This window comes from Loigolactobacillus rennini DSM 20253, assembly GCF_001436505.1.
Taxonomy (GTDB): domain Bacteria; phylum Bacillota; class Bacilli; order Lactobacillales; family Lactobacillaceae; genus Loigolactobacillus; species Loigolactobacillus rennini.
In genome coordinates, this window is record NZ_AYYI01000056.1 from 1 (window position 1) to 4,299 (window position 4,299).

General features: G+C 37.1%; 4 protein-coding genes. 2 read left to right on the top strand and 2 right to left on the bottom strand.

The features are described from left to right. Positions 1–282: 282 nt before the first annotated feature. Both FC24_RS07675 and FC24_RS07680 read left to right on the top strand, forming a co-directional pair. Positions 283–1,011, top strand: coding sequence for a response regulator transcription factor (locus FC24_RS07675; protein ID WP_057874308.1), 729 nt, complete (start codon positions 283–285; stop codon positions 1,009–1,011). Continuing rightward, positions 1,008–2,462 carry a sensor histidine kinase gene (locus FC24_RS07680; protein ID WP_057874309.1) on the top strand — a complete coding sequence of 485 codons (1,455 nt, stop codon included), beginning with the start codon at positions 1,008–1,010 and terminating at the stop codon, positions 2,460–2,462. The genes FC24_RS07675 and FC24_RS07680 overlap by 4 nt, the downstream gene beginning before the upstream one ends. Positions 2,463–2,590: 128 nt before the next feature. Here the strand turns inward: FC24_RS07680 and FC24_RS07685 are convergent, their stop codons facing one another. After that, positions 2,591–3,184 (bottom strand): P-loop NTPase family protein, encoded by a 594-nt coding sequence (locus FC24_RS07685; protein WP_057874310.1) that lies wholly within the window; start codon positions 3,182–3,184, stop codon positions 2,591–2,593. Positions 3,185–3,216: 32 nt separating this feature from the next. Then, positions 3,217–3,993, bottom strand: a complete 777-nt coding sequence (locus FC24_RS07690; RefSeq protein ID WP_057874311.1) for a hypothetical protein — start codon at positions 3,991–3,993, stop codon at positions 3,217–3,219. Positions 3,994–4,299: the final 306 nt, after the last annotated feature.

Sequence of the window (4,299 nt, forward strand, 5' to 3'; positions counted from 1 at the left end):
TTACCGCCCAGAAAGCAGCTTAATAAAGTTGTCCAATTTTAAGGGTTCACTTCACTGTTTAAAAGTGATCTTTAACTGTTTATTAATGGTTGATTAAGTGCTTTTCTTTTTTGATTTTGTACTAAAAGCATGGCTAAGCTATTGCAAAACAGTTAGCATTATGCCTATCATAATTGCAGGAGTTGCCGTGAGTACGGTTATTTAATGGGCGCAATCACGGTATTTTAACGAATAAAAGTTTAATGATTTACTTTGTGCTGTATAAATGGAGGAATAATCACAATGCGTTTGTTGATGATTGAAGATAATAAATCTGTTTCTGAAATGATGAATATGTTTTTTGCAAAAGAAAATTGGCAAGTTAACTTTGCTTATGACGGCAATGAAGCGTTGAAACTCTTTAAAGAGGCACCCGACAGCTGGGACATTATTACACTTGATTTAAATTTACCCGGAATAGATGGCATGCAGGTTGCACAAGAAATCCGCCGTGTATCAAAAGCAGTTCCGCTAATCATGTTAACCGCACGGGATTCTGAAAGCGACCAAGTCTTAGGGCTGGAAATTGGAGCAGATGATTATGTCACTAAACCTTTTAGTCCTATGACGTTGATTGCACGCATTAAGGCACTGCACCGGCGGGCTGAATTAGGTGATGTTAAAGCAAGTGACATTGATCATGATGTTGATCAAGCTTTTGATGTGGTCACTGATCACTTTAAACTTAATACTAAGACACGTGAAGCTTATTTGGTTGATAAGCCAATTGAAGGTTTAACACCAAAAGAATTTGATTTACTGCGTACTTTGGCAAAAAAACCAAAACAAGTTTTTTCGCGCGAACAGTTACTGGAATTAGTGTGGGATTATCAATATTACGGTGATGAGCGCACAGTTGATGCGCACATTAAAAAGTTACGTCAAAAAATTGAAAAAGTGGGACCGCAAATTATTCAGACTGTTTGGGGCGTTGGTTATAAATTTGATGATTCTGATGTGATTGAACAATGAAATTGATTTATCAACAAATGCTGGCTTTTTTTGCAGTGATTATGACAACTTTATTTGTGGTCGGTTTATCATTTATCCAATTTACCGATAAGATGGTTTATGACAACACTTGGGACCAATTAGAAGGTTATGCTGATAGTTTGATGCAACAGGCGATGACCGTTGACAAAACTACTAATCGGTATACTGGTTTGCAGGTTAATATGCTCCGTAATAGCGAAGCCGTCTTAGCAAAGCAAAAAGTTCATTTCGCTGTTTTTAATGAAAAAAATAAAATGATTTATCCAGCAGTTAATCCGCGTCTATCCGGTCAGCTTGACCAAACAGATTGGCGTAGATTGAAGCAAGGCAAACGGATTTACCGTAAATCAGACCATGGCACTAATGTTTTAAATAAGCGTCAAGAAATGACCGATGTTTTAGTGCCTTATTTTTATAATGGCCAGCTTAAAGCAGTTATTTCAGTAGGGGCGTTAGTCGCCAATGTTCATGCTAGTATTAGTAAAATTGAGCGTAATTTATTCACTGCTTTGCTAATTTCAAGCATTGCAGCAATTATTTTGAGCTATTTGCTAGCTAAATATCAAGATGTTCGAATTAATCGTTTGCGTGGGGCCGCACACAAGGTGGCCAAAGGGGATTTTGATGTGCAGCTTGAAGCTAAAAGCCACGACGAATTAGATGATTTGGCTGTTGATTTTAACCACATGACCCAATCGTTACAAGCTTCTGAAGCAGAAATCAAACGGCAAGAGGAACGACGGCGGCAGTTTATGGCTGATGCAGCACATGAAATGCGTACACCGTTGACTACGATTAATGGGTTGTTAGAAGGCCTGCAGTATGATGCGATTCCAGCAGATATGCGCACAAAAAGCATTACATTGATGCAAAATGAAACTAAACGCTTGATTCGGATTGTCAATGAAAATCTTGATTATGAAAAAATCCGGACGAATCAAATAACGTTATCTAAACGTAACTTCAATGCGACTGAAGCTTTAAAAGATATGTTGATGCAGTTAACTAACAAAGCCGATGAAGCAGGTGACCAATTAACGCTTAAAGCAGAAGAGCATGTGCCGATTTACGCGGACTATGACCGTTTTGTTCAAATTATGTTTAATATTATTCAAAATGCGATTCAGTTTACACAAAAGGGACAAATTACCATTGCAGCTAAACGTGGTTATCACGAAACAATTTTACAAGTTGCTGATAACGGTATTGGCATGTCTAAAAAACAACTAAAAAATATTTGGGAACGTTACTATAAAGCAGATCCTTCCCGAAAGAATACGAAGTATGGGGAATCTGGATTAGGCTTAGCAATTGTTCACCAGCTCGTTCAACTTCATGGTGGGACGATTGATGTTTCTAGTGAGGAAAAAGTCGGCACGACATTTACCATTCATTTGCCGGATGAAACAGCAAGCCAAGTCCAAAAATAAATTTAAGTGTACGCAAGACCGTCCAAAAAAGGACTGCAACAACTATTTGTTGCAGTCCTTTTTGAGTGTTGAACCTTATTCGATCAATGTGTACCATCTAGCAGTTTTTGTCACCTTTTATTTGTCAATTAACTATTTAGACTTTTTTGATGAGCAGTAAAGAAGGGAATGTGAGTTAGACGGTTTTGCGTTTCGCTGGCAAGTAATTCAGTATTTGCCGTTAAAAAAATCAATGTACAATTTTCTGTTTTGACTAAACGATCTAGCGCTGTTAATAATGTTTGAACAGTTGTTGGTTTTTCTTGGGCTAAATTTGTATCAACGAGAATAAATTTTTTATCAATTAATAAATTACGGTAAAGTTGAACATAAAAGCGCTCACTGGCCGTCAAATCACGTGGGGATTTGTCGAAAAAATTAGTAGGGTGAGCAGCTTGCCAACGTTGCCAAGAGCGATTTTTCTTGGTGAAACCCCGGTTTAAATTGAGTAAAATATTTTCTTCAACACTTAAATAAGGCAGTAATGCAGCTTTTTGCGGTGTAATTAATCCGATTTGTTTGCTTAGGTGGTGCTGAGCAAATAAATTGAGATAATGCTGACAAATTTGTCGCCGTTGTTGTGCTGTAGGAACATAAATAAAATAAAGCTGTTTGGGGGCAAAGGCGGTTTGCCAACAATTTAAAAACTGGATTTGATTTTTAGTTGAATGAAAAGCAAACATCGCAAACTCCTTTACTAAAATCATTTTGCCATTTAATTTGCATTTTGTCGCTTGAGACGCCAGTTATAAACCATTGCACTGAGATAACTAATGATAAAAGTTAGTAACCCGCTACGCCAAGTTAAAGCCCAGAATAACCGGTTAAAATCGATTGTAAATAGGTTGCTATTAGTCCCTTGGTCAAAAAGCAATAAGTGACCATTGAAGGTAGTTAATTGATGGTGAAATAATTGATTAAATTGCGTCCAAGCAGTACCATGTTGCGTCAGTTGCAATGTTGTAAGTTTAGCCGGCAATTTTTGATTGAACCAATGTTGGCTAAGTAAAGCTAACTGATTGAGGTAAATTGTTTGACTAAATAACATGATAATGGCAATGATGCCAGCAGCTAAACTAAATAGGAGTAGATTTTCTAAAGCAAATTGTAAACTACTAGTCATACCATTTTGGCCTGCTAATTGGTAGGTATTAAATTCTGATTGACGTTGCCATAATGTAAGTGAGTTTAACATTAAAATGACCACTGCAAATCCCCAAAATAAAATGGTGAAGTAAATTTGGGCATCGTTAATGATAGTTTGGCGGACACGAACTAGTTGTTGCAATAAAGGCAGCCGGTCAATGAATTGTGCACTCCGGGCCAGACTGTTTAGTCGTTGTTCAAATAGACGTAGTGCTTGTCCTTGAATGTTGCGTAACAACAAAATCGTTAAACTGCTGATTAAAAAAAGGGCACTGATGATACTTAAAAAGATCCCATAGCGCCAATGATAGCGCAAACTGGCAATCACCCTCTGTAGGATCCGCATACTCTCACCTCACTACTAAGCTTAGTATAAAAAAAGAATTTGAAAATTGTGTGAAGTTCAGCAATTAAACTGGCTAAAATTAAATTAAACTTCTGTTAAAAGTAAAAAAGGGCTGTACCATAAGTCATGGTACAGTCCTTTTAACATGAACATGGTGCTAAATGGCGTGTGATTAGACGGCTAGTTATCAATTCACCCAATCAATGTTTGTGGTGTCCCGCATGACTAATTTAACTACTCATTAGTTAAACGGTAGCGTCAAGAATCTTGTGTAAATGAAATGCCTTCGTACATATAATATGTATC

Bases quoted from the DNA above. Each gene is read 5' to 3' on its own strand.
- FC24_RS07675 (WP_057874308.1), top strand. From the start codon at position 283: ATGCGTTTGTTGATGATTGAAGATAATAAATCTGTTTCTGAAATGATG.
- FC24_RS07680 (WP_057874309.1), top strand. From the start codon at position 1,008: ATGAAATTGATTTATCAACAAATGCTGGCTTTTTTTGCAGTGATTATG.
- FC24_RS07685 (WP_057874310.1), bottom strand. From the start codon at position 3,184: ATGTTTGCTTTTCATTCAACTAAAAATCAAATCCAGTTTTTAAATTGT.
- FC24_RS07690 (WP_057874311.1), bottom strand. From the start codon at position 3,993: ATGCGGATCCTACAGAGGGTGATTGCCAGTTTGCGCTATCATTGGCGC.